Origin of the sequence: Streptomyces sp. WAC07094 (assembly GCF_036320405.1) — a bacterium.
Lineage (GTDB): Bacteria > Actinomycetota > Actinomycetes > Streptomycetales > Streptomycetaceae > Streptomyces > Streptomyces lannensis.
This window is the reverse complement of the sequence record NZ_JAVMJZ010000003.1, coordinates 397,347-413,622: the sequence shown is the minus strand read 5'-3', so window position 1 is coordinate 413,622 and position 16,276 is coordinate 397,347. Positions and strand designations below refer to the sequence as shown.

19 protein-coding genes and 1 tRNA gene are annotated in these 16,276 nt (G+C 66.7%); 11 read left to right on the top strand and 9 right to left on the bottom strand.

Translation table 11 applies throughout. The features are described from left to right. Window positions 1–41 precede the first annotated feature (41 nt). Window positions 42–2,204, bottom strand: a complete 2,163-nt coding sequence (locus tag RCR19_RS41360; RefSeq protein ID WP_331270242.1) for a phospholipase C, phosphocholine-specific — start codon at window positions 2,202–2,204, stop codon at window positions 42–44. Between the two features lie 1,310 nt (window positions 2,205–3,514). On the opposite strand from RCR19_RS41360, the gene RCR19_RS41355 reads away from it, so the two are divergent. After that, a tRNA-Ser gene (locus tag RCR19_RS41355) sits at window positions 3,515–3,583 on the top strand. A 269-nt stretch (window positions 3,584–3,852) separates the two neighbouring features. On the opposite strand, the gene RCR19_RS41350 is transcribed toward RCR19_RS41355, so the two are convergent. The 3 genes from RCR19_RS41350 to RCR19_RS41340 all read right to left on the bottom strand — a co-directional run bounded on the left by RCR19_RS41350 (window position 3,853) and on the right by RCR19_RS41340 (window position 5,339). Continuing rightward, the gene (locus tag RCR19_RS41350; protein WP_331268578.1) at window positions 3,853–4,470 is read right to left on the bottom strand and encodes a transposase; all 618 of its coding nucleotides are present in this window, start codon (window positions 4,468–4,470) and stop codon (window positions 3,853–3,855) included. After that, window positions 4,386–4,925, bottom strand: coding sequence for a winged helix-turn-helix domain-containing protein (locus RCR19_RS41345; RefSeq protein ID WP_331268579.1), 540 nt, complete (start codon window positions 4,923–4,925; stop codon window positions 4,386–4,388). The genes RCR19_RS41350 and RCR19_RS41345 overlap by 85 nt, the downstream gene beginning before the upstream one ends. A 153-nt stretch (window positions 4,926–5,078) precedes the next feature. Next, window positions 5,079–5,339, bottom strand: coding sequence for a hypothetical protein (locus tag RCR19_RS41340; RefSeq protein WP_331270241.1), 261 nt, complete (start codon window positions 5,337–5,339; stop codon window positions 5,079–5,081). Between the two features lie 315 nt (window positions 5,340–5,654). On the opposite strand from RCR19_RS41340, the gene RCR19_RS41335 reads away from it, so the two are divergent. From RCR19_RS41335 to RCR19_RS41320, 4 genes are all read left to right on the top strand, one after another. After that, window positions 5,655–7,178, top strand: coding sequence for a GMC family oxidoreductase N-terminal domain-containing protein (locus tag RCR19_RS41335; protein WP_331270240.1), 1,524 nt, complete (start codon window positions 5,655–5,657; stop codon window positions 7,176–7,178). Between the two features lie 198 nt (window positions 7,179–7,376). Continuing rightward, window positions 7,377–7,535 carry a hypothetical protein gene (locus tag RCR19_RS41330; protein WP_331270239.1) on the top strand — a complete coding sequence of 53 codons (159 nt, stop codon included), beginning with the start codon at window positions 7,377–7,379 and terminating at the stop codon, window positions 7,533–7,535. 48 nt (window positions 7,536–7,583) lie between these two features. Continuing rightward, on the top strand, window positions 7,584–7,991 hold the full coding sequence (locus tag RCR19_RS41325) for a hypothetical protein (protein ID WP_331270238.1): 408 nt from the start codon (window positions 7,584–7,586) through the stop codon (window positions 7,989–7,991). Between the two features lie 254 nt (window positions 7,992–8,245). Next, entirely contained in the window at window positions 8,246–8,428 is a 183-nt protein-coding gene (locus RCR19_RS41320; protein WP_331270237.1) for a hypothetical protein, read from the top strand. A 181-nt stretch (window positions 8,429–8,609) separates the two neighbouring features. Here the strand turns inward: RCR19_RS41320 and RCR19_RS41315 are convergent, their stop codons facing one another. Both RCR19_RS41315 and RCR19_RS41310 read right to left on the bottom strand, forming a co-directional pair. Beyond that, window positions 8,610–9,212: a hypothetical protein gene (locus RCR19_RS41315; RefSeq protein WP_331270236.1), complete on the bottom strand. Its 603-nt coding sequence runs from the start codon at window positions 9,210–9,212 to the stop codon at window positions 8,610–8,612. 374 nt (window positions 9,213–9,586) lie between these two features. Next, complete coding sequence (locus RCR19_RS41310) at window positions 9,587–10,270, bottom strand: hypothetical protein (protein WP_331270235.1); 684 nt, start codon at window positions 10,268–10,270, stop codon at window positions 9,587–9,589. A 717-nt stretch (window positions 10,271–10,987) separates the two neighbouring features. On the opposite strand from RCR19_RS41310, the gene RCR19_RS41305 reads away from it, so the two are divergent. Then, window positions 10,988–11,317, top strand: a complete 330-nt coding sequence (locus RCR19_RS41305) for a hypothetical protein (protein ID WP_331270234.1) — start codon at window positions 10,988–10,990, stop codon at window positions 11,315–11,317. Window positions 11,318–11,422: 105 nt separating this feature from the next. After that, the gene (locus RCR19_RS41300; protein WP_331270233.1) at window positions 11,423–11,710 is read left to right on the top strand and encodes a hypothetical protein; all 288 of its coding nucleotides are present in this window, start codon (window positions 11,423–11,425) and stop codon (window positions 11,708–11,710) included. Window positions 11,711–11,907: 197 nt separating this feature from the next. Here RCR19_RS41300 and RCR19_RS41295 read toward each other — a convergent pair whose 3' ends face one another. Next, window positions 11,908–12,138, bottom strand: a complete 231-nt coding sequence (locus RCR19_RS41295; RefSeq protein ID WP_331270232.1) for a hypothetical protein — start codon at window positions 12,136–12,138, stop codon at window positions 11,908–11,910. On the opposite strand from RCR19_RS41295, the gene RCR19_RS41290 reads away from it, so the two are divergent. Beyond that, window positions 12,119–12,403 (top strand): hypothetical protein, encoded by a 285-nt coding sequence (locus RCR19_RS41290; protein ID WP_331270231.1) that lies wholly within the window; start codon window positions 12,119–12,121, stop codon window positions 12,401–12,403. The genes RCR19_RS41295 and RCR19_RS41290 overlap by 20 nt on opposite strands. A 24-nt stretch (window positions 12,404–12,427) precedes the next feature. Here the strand turns inward: RCR19_RS41290 and RCR19_RS41285 are convergent, their stop codons facing one another. Next, entirely contained in the window at window positions 12,428–13,153 is a 726-nt protein-coding gene (locus RCR19_RS41285; protein WP_331270230.1) for a DUF4328 domain-containing protein, read from the bottom strand. A gap of 247 nt (window positions 13,154–13,400) precedes the next feature. Here RCR19_RS41285 and RCR19_RS41280 point away from each other — a divergent pair. Next, window positions 13,401–14,209 (top strand): IS5 family transposase gene (locus RCR19_RS41280; protein WP_331268534.1). Its coding sequence is split into 2 segments (ribosomal slippage): window positions 13,401–13,740 and window positions 13,740–14,209, totalling 810 coding nucleotides; the frame shifts between segments, so codons are not numbered across the junction. A gap of 5 nt (window positions 14,210–14,214) precedes the next feature. Here RCR19_RS41280 and RCR19_RS41275 read toward each other — a convergent pair. After that, window positions 14,215–14,616, bottom strand: a complete 402-nt coding sequence (locus tag RCR19_RS41275) for a hypothetical protein (RefSeq protein WP_059131993.1) — start codon at window positions 14,614–14,616, stop codon at window positions 14,215–14,217. A gap of 155 nt (window positions 14,617–14,771) precedes the next feature. Between RCR19_RS41275 and RCR19_RS41270 the strand changes: the two genes are divergently transcribed. After that, window positions 14,772–15,530, top strand: coding sequence for a hypothetical protein (locus RCR19_RS41270; protein ID WP_331270229.1), 759 nt, complete (start codon window positions 14,772–14,774; stop codon window positions 15,528–15,530). Window positions 15,531–15,617: 87 nt separating this feature from the next. After that, entirely contained in the window at window positions 15,618–15,962 is a 345-nt protein-coding gene (locus tag RCR19_RS41265) for a hypothetical protein (RefSeq protein ID WP_331270228.1), read from the top strand. The last annotated feature ends 314 nt before the right edge of the window (window positions 15,963–16,276 follow it).

The following is a 16,276-nucleotide window of genomic DNA, read 5'->3' as shown; positions in this document are numbered from 1 at the left end:
CGGAATCGGCGGCAAGGACTGGCGCTCGCCGCAGGACCGGGTCAGCCGGTGATGCTGGCCTTGCCGGTCTCCAGGTGACCGGTGAACCGCTGGGACCAGCCGTGGTCGCAGTCGGCCGTGACGGTCACGTCGTACCAGCCGTTGCTGATCTCCAGCGCATCGACGGTCCACGCCTCGCTGCTGCGGGAGGCCACCCGCACCTTCTTCGGTGCGCCGGAGATGTAGTGGTTGTGCGTGATGGTGAACGTCACCGGCTTGTGGCCGTTGTTCCGCAGCGACAGCTTCAGCTTCGGGTGCGCGGTCGACCGGCCCTCGTAGTAGCCCGCCTCGACGACGAGGTCCTTGCCGGCGGTGCCCACGTCACCGATGAAACGGCGCAGGAACCGGTTCGGGCCCGTGATGGTGAGGTCGTACGCGGTGTCGCTCTCGGAGGAGCCCACCGGGCCGACGCCGTTGACCGTGCCCTGGGCCTCGACGGTGTACTGGCCCGGGAACTTGGCCGGGTACTCGGCCAGCGTCGGAAGGCCGCCCAGGTTGTTGTAGACGGCGAAGTGGCTCGCCCTGGTGACGAACCGGGCCTCGTTGGAGAACTCCAGCTTCGCCGTGCCGTTGGCGAACCCGGTCAGGTTGGCGTTCGGCTGGTACGGCAGCGGGCGGGCCGGCTTGGTGCCCTTCTCCTGCGTGGGCATCGTGTTGTCACCCGGCAGCGGGGTGTAGCGGGTCTCGGGGATCAGATCACCGGTGTCGGGCAGGTGGGGCAGCCCGTAGACGGGTGAGGTGAAGTCGAAGGCGCCGGTGAGGTCACCGCAGACCTTGCGGCGCCACTTGCTGATGTTGGGGCTGACGGCCGGCTTGCCGATCGCGGTGGTCCACTTCTCCATGAACTGGATCACCGAGGTGTGGTCGGAGACCTCGGAGGTGACCCAACCGCCGCGGGTCCAGGGCGATATGAGCACCAGCGGCACCCGGAAGCCGAGACCGACCGGCAGCGGCTCCGTCACTCCGTACTGGCTCATGGTGCCGGCGACGAACTCGTCCTCCTCGCCCGGCGCCGGCAGCGGCGGCGGGACGTGGTCGAACTGGCCGTCGTTCTCGTCGTAGTTGATGACCACCAGGGTCGAGTTGAAGACCTCCGGGTCCGCGTTCAGCGCCTCGAGAACACCGCGGAGGAAGTACGCGCCGTTGCTCGGGGAGGTGACGGGGTGCTCCGAGAAGAACTGGTTGTTGACGACCCAGCTGACCTGCGGCAGCGTGCCGTTCACCACGTCCTCGCGGATCGCGGCGTTGATGTTGTCGGCGTTGCCCGCGAGGCCGGTGGCCGGCTCGGGGACGTTCTTGACACCGTTGTCGTAGTAGACGTTGCCCGGAGCGGCCGTACCACCCTGGCTCGGATCGAGCTTGGCGAAGGTGTTGAAGTACTCCAGGCCGTTGTCGCCGTAGTCGTCGGCGCACTGGTAGACCCGCCAGCTGACGCCCGCCTGCTGGAGCGTCTCGGCGTAGGACTCCCAGGGCAGGAACTTGCCGAGCTCGTCACCGCCGTCATTGGCCGTGAAGGTGCCGTGCTTCTTGGCGGCGTTGATCGTGCCGCTCCACAGGTAGGTGCGGTTCGGACCGGTCGCACTGAGCACCGAGCAGTGGTACGCGTCACCGACCGTGTAGGCGTCGGCGAGGGCGTAGTGGAACGGAAGGTCCTTGCGGTCCAGGTAACCGAGGGTGGTCGGGCCGCCCTTGGCGTAGTACCAGCCGTTCATCAGGCCGCCGTACCAGGCGCCGTGCTGGTCGGTCCAACCGTGGCTGGTGCCACCGTAGTTGGCCGCACCCATCTCAGGGCTCGGCGGTGTGGCGCCGTTCCAGGACTTCGCGCCGCTCAGTCGCCACGGGTACTGCGTCTCTGAACCCTCGGTCAAGGTCTTCGGCTGCTCCCAGACGGACTTGCCGCCCGGCAGCTGGATCGTCGCGTGGTCGCCGAAGCCGCGCACACCCTTGAGCGCGCCGAAGTAGTGGTCGAAGCTGCGGTTCTCCTGCATGATCACGACGATGTGCTTGATGTCGCGGAGGTCACCGTGCTTGTGGCCGTGAGGACTGTGCTCGTGGCCGTGCTCGGAGCTCGCGGCCGCGACGCCGGGCATCGCGGCACCCATGGCGGCCGCACCGGTGACGGTGGCGGCGGTGCCCAGGAATTTTCTACGGGACAGTGCGGACATTCTCGATTCCTCCAGGTCCGGTGACAATCGAGACACTGGTGGCGCGATCTTGCGGTAGGGCGTCCGGAATCCGACATGCGAGTAGCTGGACGCCCAAGAACGGCTGCGTGTTACACAGATTTCTCGACGAGCCGTGCGCATGCCGCGAGGCCCTCACCGGTGCGTATGGCCCCGGACGGTCCTGATCGGGGCCGTGTGGGGTCGTGAGCGCGAGCGCGGACTGTCCGCCGGCGAGAAGCGGATGCCGGCCATGGCCGGGCGGATCTCATGCACTCCGTTGTTCCAGCGGAGCAGATCCGCGCCGGCCGGTGGGCCCGCAGGACCGGACGCCTTTTCCCGAAAGAGCCGCTCCTGGCACCAGGTACCGGCCCCGAAGCGGACGACTCAGCACGCGACTGCTCCGAGCTCGCCCACCTCGACTCAAGTGCGCAGCTCGGCGCAAGCAGTGACCCGTACGTGCCCGCGCGTGAGGATGTCCACGACACTCACCGGTGACAGCCAACCAAGTGCCGATCAAAGTACGCGCACGTCTCCCGAGCTACGGCACGTCGTCTGCGGCGTTCGGCGAGCAGTGGACCACTGCACTCGCGGTTTGGACAGTGGGGGTGGGGTTGGCGACGCTGATGAACCACGCATTCCTGATGTCGGAGCCGGCGCTGGTTCGGCTCTCCGCATACACGTTGAGTGCGCGGTTCCCGAGTTCGTGGCCGCCGCTGATGGCCTTCTCACCTGGTGGGCAGACGACCGTGGTCGTCGTAGCCGCCCCGTCGGGGTTGACGTCGACGGCCGGCCGGATTCAGCGGATTCGGACTGCGCACACCCTGGGCGTCTTGGACGGCAACTCTGTCGGGAGGGACGTTCGGCGTCCTGCGTGAGGCGGACAGGGGAGGCGAGCCGGCCGTGTGGCGCGTCGAGATGAACGTCGAGGTCGTCTTGGACAGCCCGGCCATGTGCGCCTCCCCATCACCGATGACGAGATCATCGACCATGCGGTAGCGATTGAGGCTCTCGCCGCCCGCGAGGTACGGCAGTTGACCTGTGATACCGGGCAGCACACCCGCGGTCGTGCCGCCGCCTCTGAAGGTGACGAAGGTGTCCGCGAAGGATCCCGGCCCGGAGCCCGACCGGGAAGCGGAGCAAGCGTCCGGCAACGGCACCCGCGCGAAGCGACGTGAACGAAAGGCCGCGCGCGAGGCTGAGGTGCGTGGGTGGACCAACAAGTGCCCGCGGCATTCCGGTGAGCTGGGCCGTGACCGAGCGGCAAAACTCGGTACCGACGCCGCCACCGAGCGCGCTACCGTCCTTCACGTGCAGGTGCGCAGGCTGCGGCTACTTCGCCTCTCAAGCGGGTGACGCGGGTTCGAATCCCGCCACCGGCCCCGGCCGGTGTCGTCCAGCGGCCCAGGACGCCTACGGTGCCGCCGCCGATCCTGATCTCTGCACACCTACGGCACGAGCCGCCCGCCACGTGGGACATGGGGCGGGCGGCTCCACTCGCCTACGGGCCGCCTTGCTTCAACGTGAGCGATCAGCCAGGGCTCAGGCGTGACACCCAGGCTCGGCAGCAGCGATCTCACCGAGCTCAGGGCGTGCTTCGCACAGGGCGGGCGGCGGGTATGCGGCGGTTACTGACTTCGGCGTCGTAGGGTCAGTCCGGTCTGTCGAGAGTGAGGCCCGTTCCGGCGAGGAATCCGTCAAGGATGGCGTGCCGGTACTGCAGTGCCTTGAGCCGTCTGCGGAGCAGGGTCTCGAGGTTGGTGAGGGGGCGGGCGGCCAGGTTGGCCAGGCTCCGTTTGATGTGTGCCCAGATGCCCTCGACCGGATTGAGCTCGGGCGCGTATCCGGGCAGCAGCACCACCGTCAGCCACTCGCGCTGCGCCACGAGCGCCTGCATCGCCTTGGAGATGTGAGTGTTCAGCCGGTCCCACACCACGATCAGCGGGGCTTTGAGCAGGTGGTGGGCGCCGTCGAGTAGGTGGATGTAGTCGCTCTCGCCCAGCGAGCGGCGCTCGTCCTTGCGGCCGGTGTGCCGGCGTAGCCGGTAGCACAGGCGGGCGGGAAGGCCCGGCTTGAAGCACAGCAGCCCGGCCACCGACAGGCGGCCACGGCTGCGCCCGGCAACGCGCACCGTCGGGGTGATCCCGCGTCGGCCCCAGGTGCGGCCCTTGGGCGGCCGGCCGGTCACGCCTGCTTCGTCCTCGAAGCAGATGAACGCGCCGGTCGCCGCCCGGAAGGTTTTACCTCCTGCCAGGTCGCCTCCCGCCATGCGGTGATCGCGTCCTCGTCGCGCTCGGCGGCGGGCCGGGCAGGCATCTGCACGCTGTAGCCCATCCGGTGCAGCAGCCGGGTCACCCCGGAGACGCTGTAGGAGATGTGGAACTTCCGCCCGATCAGTGTGCGTACCCGGGCGGCGGTCCACACCTGGTCGTCCGTCCAGCCGTGTGCGGCCGGTCCTTCGTCCAGCCAGGCGGCGAGTCTGGCCTGAAGGTGGGGGCCGAGCCGACAGTCGTAGCCCGGGGCCCCCTTGGACCGCAGGGCTTCCCGCCCGCCTGCCTTCCAGGCACGGCGCCATTGGTAGACGGACTTCTCGCTCACCCGTAACTCCCGGGCGATGCGCGGGACTTTCACACGCTCCTCGAAGAGGTCGACGGCCTGCATCCTTATCTCTTCGCGGCGCTTGCGCTGCTCGGCGGTCAGCCCGCCCCCATCTGCGTACCGCATACCTCCGGGGTACCAGGCAAAGCGGACGCCGTCACCAGGCCCGACGAAGACCCAGACCCTACGACGCCGAAGTCAGTATACGCGGTGCTTCCGCTCCTGATCCGGGCTGCGTGCGACGGCCGGATGCCGCCGGCCGGCACTGACTTGTCGAGATCACCAGATGGTCGGGATGTAACCATCGCAGTAGTGTCCTGCACCGGGGGGCCGGTCCGTGAGGTGGAGGAGTACTACGCGGCCCGGGCCTCCGGGTCGTACCCGCGGGGCATGGGGGAGACCCGCGAACTCCTCGTCCAGTACGGACACGAGGACCCGCTGTCCTACGAACTCCACGTACCGCTCCTCGTCGACAAGGCGGGCATGCTCCACGCCCTGGAGACCGGCCGCCTGGACGTGCTCCACAAGCGCACTGCCCACGGGATCCTCGCTCAGGTCTGGCGGGGAGCGGATCGCCGACGTGAAGGTCCTGCACCGCGGGCCCCGCTTCGACAGGTCAACGCCGTTCCTGTCGACCATGCCCGAAAGCACAGCTCTGTTCGGTCTGAACGGATCAGAGGCCGATCGCGGACTTTGGCCCCATGTAGGAGCCGGCCCCGGGAAATCCCTCCCGGCAGAGCTTTGCGAACTTCTGGCTGAACCCGAGGTCCGGCAGGTCGTCGAGCGGCACGAACGCGACCTGCCGGAGTTGCCTGGTCGGTCCTGCGTGTATTCCATGGAATTGAGGTGTGTGTAATGAAGACTTTTGATTTCATCGTGGTCGGGGCAGGCACTGCCGGCTGTGTGCTGGCCAGCCGCCTGTCGGAGGACACGGCCTCCATGGTCCTGCTGCTGGAGGCAGGAGAGGGGGAGATGCCAGAGGCGGTGGGGGACCCGCGCGTGTGGCCGGCGCTCCAGGGGACGTCCGCGGACTGGGGCGGCACCTCGGTGCCGCAGGCTTCCACCGGTGGGGTCGTTCCCTGGCCGCGGGGACGCGGGCTCGGCGGCTCGTCCGCCATCAACGGTCTCGTCTTCGTCCGCGGTCACCGTTCAAGCTATGACGCCTGGGAAGCGCACGGCGCGAAGGGCTGGAACTTCGACGAGCTCCTTCCTTTTCTGAAGCGCAGCGAGGACACCCGGGGTCGGGATCCGGCCGTCCGGGGCGTCGGCGGCCCCTTGCGAGTGGGGCCGGCCGTCTCCCGCCATCCCGTGTCGGAGGCGGCGGTCGCCGCGGCCACGGAGATCGGCCTTTCTCACGCGTCCGACATCTCCAGCGGGCTGGAGGAGGGATACGGGTGGGTCGATCAGAACATCGTGGACGGCAGGCGCCAGAGCGCCGCCGACGCCTACCTCAGGCCGGGGCTCGACCGGCCCAATCTCACCGTGGTCACCGGAGTCGTGGCGGAGCGTCTCGTGATGGACGGCGCGCGTGCCACGGGTGTGGTGTACAGCGCCGGCGGACAGCGGCACACGGCCGCGTGCGAGGGCGAGGTCGTGCTCGCGGCGGGCACGGTCGGCACGCCGCAGTTGCTCATGCTCTCTGGCGTAGGGCCCGAGGAGCATCTGCGGGACGTGGGCGTTCCCGTCCTGGTCGACCTGCCGGGCGTCGGGGCGAATCTGCAGGACCACCCGCGCTCCACCGTGGTGTACGACGCTGCCCGCCCTATCCCTCCGGGCGTGAACAGCCATGCGGAGACCATCGGCCTGGTCCGCAGTGATCCGGCCCTCACGGCACCCGACATCCAACTGCAGGTCATGGAGATCCCGTACTACGCGCCGGCGTTGCCACCTCGGCTGAGCACCCCGGGCCAGGCGTTCAGCGTCACCTTCTGCGCCGCAACACCGCGCAGCCGCGGCACCGTCCGCCTGACCGGGGCGAATCCCGGCTCGCCTCCGCGCCTGGACCCGAACTACTACGGCGACCCGCATGATGTTGAAGTCATGGCGGCGGCGCTCCGTTGGGCCCGGGAGCTAGGCCGCTCCGCCCCGCTGGCGCCGTGGCGCGGTGCCGAGGTTCTGCCCGGGCCTGCGGTACACGAGGACGATCCCCGCAGCATCCGCGACTACCTCTACAAGAGTCTTCGTACGTACTCCCACCAGGTGGGCACCTGCCGGATCGGCGCTGACGACATGGCTGTTGTCGATGCCGACCTGCGCGTCCGCGGTGTCGAAGGACTACGTGTGGCTGACGCCTCTGTCATGCCGTCCCTCGTTTCCGCCAACACCGTCGCCTCCGTCTATGGCATCGCCGAACGCGCCGCAGACCTCATCCGCCAGTGAACAGTGAGCCTCCGCCAACTTGAAGTCGCAGCTCAAAGGGCTGGTGTGACCGGCTCTCGGGGCGCTCGCGCTGATCGTAGGCGACTGTTTGAGGAGTAGATCGTCAGGCAGTCGCTGTTTTCAGCCTTGGCGGGCGGCTACGGGTGCCCTGGGTAAAACTTCTGGCCAGAAGGGACGTTCCATGGCAGGGTCCCCGCCGTGACAGAGATAGACAGCATCGTGATCACTCCTCTTGCCGACCGTCCGTGGTTGCTTTCCCGTATCTACGAGATCGCTGAAACATGGCCCGCCTTCATACCGCACGATCCGGTTGGGGAAGCCTTGCTGAGCCGGGTGGCCGAGGACTTCCCCCACTAGTGCGTGGTGGCAACGGACGGTGACCGCGTCGTTGCCCGTGGGCTGAGCGTGCCGTTCAACGCCGACCTCGACGGCCGTGAGGAGATGCCGGACAAAGGCTGGGACCAGGTACTCGTCTGGGCGTTCCGCGACCAGCGCCATGGGCATGCACCGACAACCGTCAGCGCACTGGAGATCACAGTGGACACCGAATACCTCGGTCGTGGCCTGTCCTACAGGATGTTGGCCGCGCTGCGGGACGCCGCCAGCCGGCAGGGCCACAACGTGCTGTTGGCACCGGTCCGCCCCACTGCCAAGCACCTCGAACAGCGCGTCACCATGACCGACTACGTCAGCCGGCAGGGCGACGACGGATTTGCGACCGGCCCCTGGCTCCGAGTACACGTCAAGGTCGGCGGCAGCATCCAAAGGATCGCCTCGGCATCGATGACAGTCAGCGGCTCGCTGGCCCAGTGACGCCAGTGGACCGGCCTGCCCTTCAACAGCGACGGTGACATCGACGGCCAGGCGCCCTCGTTCCGGTGCACTGTGACACCGCAGGTGACCAAGCCGTCTATGTCGAGCCCAACGTATGGGTACGGCACGATGTGAAGGAGCCCACCACCTGACCACACACTGCCTGGCGAGGTAAGCCGCAAGCTCACCGACTGACTTCGAAGTTCGACAAAACGAGCAGGGCACGCAAGAGCTGGGTGGCTGGGGCGGGATCGGTGCGGAACCCCAACGGCGGCGGCACTGTGATCCTCGGCGTCGCTTGGTACGACGCCCCGTTCTTCGAGGACCGCAAGGAGGCGTGGTTCGGGGTGATGCACCAGCGGATCTACGAGAGCCTCGGAGTACTGCCCGTCCGCGACGTCAACGAAGCCCTCCGTACCGCCTACGCCAGTGGTTAAATCACCGCGGTCGTCTCAGACGACGACCTCAGCAACGTCGACGTCGCAAGGATCGGGATCCACGGCGTCGAGAACCTGCACCTCGCGATGACCCTCCTGCAGCACCTCGAAGCGAAGTAGAAGTCACAACAGGTGAGGCCGGGGAGCAGGCAACGTTCCCCGGCCTCACGCGCGTCTCAGCCTAGATTCCCTCGCCTGAATCGTCCTCGGGTGAATTGCCTTGACCAAGCTGGGGTGTCTCGCTCAGGCCGAATGCCTTACGGATTGCGGCACCGACCCCGTCTGCCAAAGCAGAACCTGCCGACTGTGCGAGCGGGTCGACAAAGCGGACGAGAACGATGATACCAACGTACGAAAGTAGGGCAGTTGGGATGCCTCCGCTGTTCCCCCAGGCCGCAAAAACCCCGGCTGCATGAGCCATCACGTCCCTGAGTGGTATCCATCCGCTGGGAGGTGAACCAAAGACAGGAACAACGGCTTCAGGCCCCTGCAGGAATCCGGAAAGCCACTGAACTTCCACTTCCCGGTACAGGTTGGGATCTGACTCAAGGAACTTCATGGCCATGTTGCGGGCAATTCCAAACACCGGAAGGTTTTCCCGTGGCCTGTCGGGGAGTTGCCCGTCCCAAAGCAGATCGCTCAACATGCGCTGCTGTGGACGGAGGATTTCCCGAGCGGTGCTGAGCTTAAGCGGCGCATTGATCGCAGAAATCACGATCACGCGCCCACCGAAAGCCCCGCCAACGAGTTGCAATTTGTAGTCGACACTTCGAACGACCTGCATCCTAGCCCCCTCGTATGCGCCCTGAAGAACCTAGCGGATGGTCGGCAGGGGTGCAGGGGGGTGGTTCGGCATCCACCGCGCGCCATCCAAAACTCCACAACGAGGTCATCGCAGGTCGAGCCCTCCCTCGTCGTCACGCTAGGGTCATATAGCATCACTCGCTGTCCGGTCGTCCTGAGCAGCGGCGCGACCGGCAATGCGCCGGAGGTGTAACCGACGCACGGCTCCCGTTCCAGGGGGCAGGACCACGTTCAAGTCGCGGCCGGCGCTCCACGACAGGCCCCCGCCATCCCAGGGCGGGGGCCTTCGCTGTGATCGCGAATCACATGACGCCTCAGGGCGCGTCCGATGGCAGTTTGCTCAGGTCCAGAACATCAACTGCTGTAGGGCTGGATGGCGAAACGGTTGTTGAAGCCGCTGAACTTCGTGATGCGCAGGTAGGGAGGTTCTTGGTGATCGATCCTCAGTATGTACGGTTTGCCCTCTGTGGCCACGTAGAAGGTGTACATGCCGCCGGAGATTTCGTCGTCCTTCACCTTCACGGGAATGGCAGGCTTTCCGTCGAGTTCGGTCTGATCGCCCTTCGTTGCCCCCTTGTAGGAAGGGAATTGCCAGGCGCAGTCGACAAGATTGTCCGCTCCCAATGCCGCACTTACAGGACTCTTCAACCAGGGCTTTTGCCTCATCGCGGGGACCGTCTTCCGCCCCCACATCTCAAGGTATGTGCCACCAGGACGGATGTAGTCCGTCTCGCCGATGCGGATCTGCTCGAGCGCGGCACCGCGCCGCGACCAAGTCGCCTTGAGTGTGCATCGCCGTTTGAGATCCGTCGTGAAGCGACTTGAATACAGTGTTTTGCCCTCGGAGCCGACTTGCATATCGATAGTCAGCGACGTGAGCGCCCTCATAGTGCGGGTGGCGTCACCGAGTAGTTGGTCGGCAGTCCGCGTGTCGTCGGCGGAGCGTGTGTCAGCGCCGTCATCGGTGACCGAACATCCGGATATCGCGGCGCCCAGGATCAGACATAGCGCAGCCGCGCTTGTTTTCGTTCGCACCATCCCCCTAATGGCCGTGGAGCGGCACAGATTACCGGAGCCGGGGCGCCTGCTTTGCCTGTCGTAGGTGCTGTCCGGGAAGTCGTGCCCGGTGCTCCACGCGTGACAGGTCCTCACCACCTCGTGGGGGACCTTCGGCATGTCCACACTGACCTGGTCCTTGATTGCCCCAGGTCAGCTATCTTTGCCGCCCTTTGTCTCCAGGACCTCGCAGGAGCGGCCCATGTTCCACGGATCGATCCCCGCTCCGCTCGATCATCTACGAGCACGCCGGGACCTGGCCCGGCGAGGACATCTACGTCGGCTGCTCCGGGAACTTCACCATCGAACGGGTGCTGCACGCCCGGTTCGGCGACACCCGCCGCGTCCACGGCAACGACATCCAGGCCTACAGCTGCGCCCTCGGCTGGTACCTCGCCGGGCAGGACCTCCACTACACCCTGCGCGACGAGTACGAGGCCTCCCTCGGCTGGCTCCACCCGTACCTGGAGGACCGCACCGACCTTCTCGCCACCCTCATGCTGGGCACCCGATTCCTGCAGTATGTCGGCAAGGACGGCGCCTACTGCCGGCGCATGCTGGACGCCACCCGAGAGCAGTGGCCGCGCATGCACGAGAAGACCGCGACGAAACTGTGGAACCTGGAACCCCGCCTTGGCTCGTTCTTCGCTGGCGACGTCCGCGACTACCTGGACACCGAAGTCCCTACCGGACGGCCCCGTGGTCATCGAAACGATCCGTATGCCGAAGATCAGCCCCGGCGAGGACCTGGGGGATCGCATGACGATCCACGTCCTCACCGGCGGCCAGTTCGCCGCGATCCGCTCTCAGTTCATGAGCAAGAGCATCAAGCCCGGCAGCCCGCTCATCGCGTGCGCGGTCGCCGTCGAGGGCAAGGTCATCGGCGCGTTCGCGTATCTGCCGCCGAAGTTCGACGAGAACACCGCCTACCTGATGTCGGACTTCCCCGTGTCGTGGACCCGCTACCGGCGTCTCGCCAAGCTGAGCGAACGGCTCTCATGCGGGACGGGCGTCAGATGTCTTCGCTAGCGAAGACGCTTGAACCCTCTCGACTGTTCACAGCCCGTTTCCGTTACTGTACGACGATCATGAAATCTTCACGCTCTCTATAGCTGAACTGCCAAGGGAGTCAACATGACCAAGATGCCCGAAGTGCGTCTAGATGTTCAGAAAGATGACTGGTTTACTCAGATTCGTAAGCTTCCTGCTTGGCAGGGCATTCCCGTGGCTCTTCCCTTGTGTCTGATTATTGTTGGTGGATTGATTGGCGGTCTGGTTGGCGCGCTCGGTACGATCATCAACCTCAAGATTGCGCGCCTCGCTTTGTCCCCCGTTTGGAAGGCCCTCTCCATGGTGGGCGTCATCCTCGGCGCGGTGATCACGTACCTTTTGATCGCTGCGGTGCTGGCGGCGGCGTTCTAAATGCCTCGATTGATGGTCGCGGCCAGCTCGTTTCTCCCCGCACTTCCTCGGGCGAGTGCGGCCGAGAAGCTACCGGAGTCCCGGGCGGCGCTGGCTCGGAGGTCAGTTGTGGACATCTCCAATCCACTGCTTTACGTCTGACGGCGCGGGCCCCGACGGAGAATCCGTCGGGGCCCGCGCCGTACGGTGTGTTCTGTTTAGCCGACGGTGAGTTTGCCTTCCCAGCCGTTGCTGACGACGGTGGTGTAGGAGCCGACGGCCGTAGCGCCTCCCGTGTACATCCGTACGGAGCCGTCGTTCATGACGGCCCACATGGCGGGGATGCCGTCGTGGTTGGCGTCGGGTGTGCCGAGGAGGAGGCGGACGGTGCTGGGGGTCCAGCCGGACGCGGCGGAGTCCGGCTCGGACGTGGGCGCATTCTCGGGCATCGCCGGGGCCCCGCCTGGGACCGGCCAACTCGCCATCGGCGGCCCGGGCGGCGGCTCGCTCCGCCTCTCCGGTTTCCAAGGCCAGTCCGGCGAGGGCGGCAACAGCCAGCTCGGGCACGGAGGCCAGCAAAGGTCGTCGTCCAACTCGGGCGGAGCGCCCCGCGGGTACGGGGCCGGTGCCGCCGGAGCGCTGGCGCGGGCCGGAGACAGCGTCAGCGGCACCGCGGGCAGCGGAGGCATCGTCATCATCGAGCTGTACGGATAGTCCGGACAGTGTCCTTGCAGGGGACTACGGTTGGGGCTGCGGCAGGATTTGCTTCCAGCGTGCGGTCGCCTTGTCGAGTTGCATGCGGGTCAGTTTCCGTACGAAGAGGATCGCGAAGACTGCTGCCATCGCGTCGAGGACGCAGAAAAAGATCATCATTCCCGCGGCGGACTTCAACTCCGTCGCGCCGGCACCGTCTGAGTATTCCGTGATTGAGAACCGGTCGATCAACGAGGACGCCACGAACAGCACCCACCAGACGTTCATCGAGGTCTGGGACGTGCCGCGCGGCTCGGATTCCCAGTCGGTGCTGGCGTTCCAGACTTGGCCCGCGATCTTGCGTGGCAGCCATAGGTTGCCGATCGGAATGAACCAGGCGCCGATGGCCCAGCCGCTTTTCATCTCGCAGGCGTCGGGCGCGAAGAAGTCAGCGTTCTTGCGTACCCGGTAGAACCAGATGATGAAGAGCACAGCCGTCGGTACCAGGAGCAGCGTTTGCAGTGCGCTGCTCAACGTCTGGAAGCCGTCGGCTCGTGTCAGGTCGTCGTAGGCGACGGACCCACTGCCCAACAGTTGCCGCACATAGACGAAGGCGGCGGTGAGGAGCAGGTCCACCCCGATAGTGAGGCTGAAGAGTACGGTGAGCGCCGTCGCGAGGTCCGCCGGTGGCCGGAACGGCGGGACGTACGGCGGAAGGTATGCGGTGGCCGCAGGAGGCGGACCGAACGAGTTCTGCGAAGTGTCGGACATAGCTGAGCAAGCCCCCCATGGGCAAGAAAACGGCGGCCGAACGGCGGGCCGGACAGGACGATATGACAGCCTGCTCGCCGCCGTCCATGCAGTTCACGGGTCCGGCAGCGCAGCTGATCCGACCCATTGGCCCTTGGCAGACCCTGGGATCAGCATGTGACTTCGGGCAACCTGCTTACTGATCGTTTCAGAATGAGTTGAGCTGCGGGTCTTGTGCTCGAGGATCTTGGTCGGCAGGGTGTCTGGGGTGCGTGCTGATCTTGTTCCGGACGACCTGTGGGAGCGGGTGGCCCCGCTGCTGCCGTCCGCTCCTGAGCGGCGCCGTCGCTATCCCGGGCGGTTGCGTGTTCCTGACCGAGTGGCCCTCGCCGGAGTCCTGTTCGTGCTGCGAACGGGTATCGCGTGGCGTGATGTTCCCGCGGAGACGGTGGGCTGTTCCGGTGTGACGGCCTGGCGGCGGCTGCGGGATTGGACCGAGGCCGGCGTGTGGCCGCGCCTGCATGCTGCCTTGCTGACCGAGCTGCGCCGCGCCGGTCTGCTGAACCTGGACGACTGCGCCGTGGACGGGTCGCACGTCCGGGCTCTCAAAGGGGGGATCATGTCGGCCCTTCGCCCGTCGACCGTGCCCGCCCCGGATCCAAGCACCACCTGATTGTCGACCGTCACGGAACCCCGCTCGCCGTCACGCTCACCGGCGGCAATCGGCACGACGTCACCCAGCTCCTGCCGCTACTGGACGCCGTTCCGTCGATCCGGGGTCTCCGGGGACGTCCCCGCCGCAAGCCCCGGCGCCTGTATGCGGACCGGGGCTACGACTTTGACAAGTACCGCCGCCTGCTGTGGAAGCGGGGCATCAAGCCGTTGATCGCGCGACGCGGCGTCGGCCACGGTTCCGGGCTGGGCAAGGTGCGCTGGGTCGTCGAGCGAGCCTTCGCCTGGCTGCACCAGTTCAAACGGCTCCGCACCCGCTACGAGCGACGGGCCGATCTCCATCAGGGCCTGCTCGAACTGGCCTGCAGCCTCATATGCCTGCGCCGCTTGCGAACCTCATCCTGAAGCGATCAGTTGGCCACGCTGAACCACCCGGGCTGCACCTCGGTCAGAAGCGGTTGTAGGGACCGCACTGCGGCCTGCAGGTCCTGATCCGTGACGTCAAGAGGCTCCGGCAGGCTCTGCCCGTACCAGCGCAGCCGCCAAAGGTCGAAGACTTCGCTCCCGTCGGCTGCGAAGTCCACATCGACTTCAGCGCCGTTGTCGCACTCGAAGCGGCACCCTGCCCCATGAACCGAGTAGGAGTAGGTGCCGACGTGGCCACTCCGGCTGATCCGGCGCGAACGGGCCAGGCCGAGGAAATCTGCCAGTCGCTCCAGCGAGGGAATCGCCACCCTCATGGCCTCGTTGATCGCGTTTAGATCGTGGACGTAGCCGAGCACAAGGTCCCGTGCAGCCCCAACACGCTCCATACGGCGTCATCCCCCCTGAGCCCGTGGCTGATGGGATTGTTCCATGAGGCCGCCTGCATCTCCGCAGGATGGCATTCTGAAACGATCAGTTAGACTCGATGGCGTGCCGCTGGTTGTGGACCGGGCCAAGACAACCCCCGAGGATGGTGGGCAGCTTGGCCAGATGTGGATGCGGTGGTGGGCAGTGCAACTGTGCGATCGCCGCCGGCGAGAACGTGACCCTCAGCGGTTCCGGCAGCGTCGCCAATCCCTACGTCGTCTCCGCCACACTCGGTTGCGAGGACGTACGGCCGTGCCTGTCCGGCACGAGCGGCGTGGACTACAACCCGGCCCCCGGCGTCATCAGCGCTGACCTGTCCGGGCAGGCTGGGAACAACCGGACCCTCGGCTCGGACGGCGGACTGTTCGTGCCGACGGGCTCGGCGACGGTGAGCGTGGGCCGTGGCCTCACTGGCAACGGTTCCGGGGCCAACGCGGTGAAGGTGTCGACAGGCAGCTGGCCGTACGCGTGCAGCGCGGACACCAACGGCGGGGTCGTCGTCTGCGACAGCAACGGCCGGCTCCGGTCCGAGCCGCGAGGGAAGATCACTTACCAGCAGTTCTTCGACTCGCGGGATTACCCGGACATCACGGTCCCCGCCGCGCAGAACACGGTTGCCGACACCTTCTCGATGCCGGTCACCAACACGGACCCGTGCCGGGACGCCTTCGTGCTGGTCGAGCGGGAAGCCGACGTGTACTTCGTCCTGCCTGCGGGGGCTGGTGCCGGGGCCGGCTACGCGGGCGACGAGATGTACTACCTCCGCAACAGCGGCACATCCAGCATCGTCGGCGCGCACACGCAGCCACCAAGGTGCTGGCCAACGCGGGACTGCTCGCGCCGGGTGCGAGCACGCCTGTCGGGTTCCAGGTGACGGTGGGCCGTGGCAGCGGCGGCGCCTGCTACTACCGGATTGAAGTCGCCATCCGGGCCGTGATCATCAGCCTGTGAGGAAAACACGATGCTGGAACTGCCCATCCCTCTGCCGGGCTTCGAAGCCGTACCCGAGCCGCGCACGCACTGGGTGGTCTACGAAGACGGGACGCTCGGGCAACTCAGCGTGATCGGCGACGAAGAGCCGGTCCTGCCTCGGCCGGGACGGCTGATCACGGAAGCTGAGTACGACGAGCTGCGCTCCCAGATGACGGCCGCTCACGACAAGCGGGTGGCCGAGTTGCTGGCCGCCGAAGACCAGCAGCAGCGGCAGGACTACGAGGACCTGCTTGCCCTCGGCATCCCCGGCGCGCTGGCGAGCCGGCTGTCCGGCTACACGCCGCCACCGGCTCCCGACGTGCCGGAAAGCTAGACTCCGTCGAAGCCGCTGGTTCTGGGCCGGGCGAGACCCCTCACTTTCGGGAGTGATCGCCTTGTCCCCTCCCATGACGCCCGCCCAGTGGCGGGCCGCCCTCACCCCTGAGGGTGTGCCGTTCACCGAGTACCTCGGCTGGACCGAACGCGGGCGCGACGCCGCGACGGGGAAAGTCTTCGGTCCCGTGAACGGGGTGCTCAACCACCACACCGCCGGTACGAACAGCCTGGCCACGATTGCCGTCAACGGCCGCCCCGGACTGCCGCCGCCGTTGGCGCACGCCTACTTGCCGAAGTCCGGCGTCCTGGCCC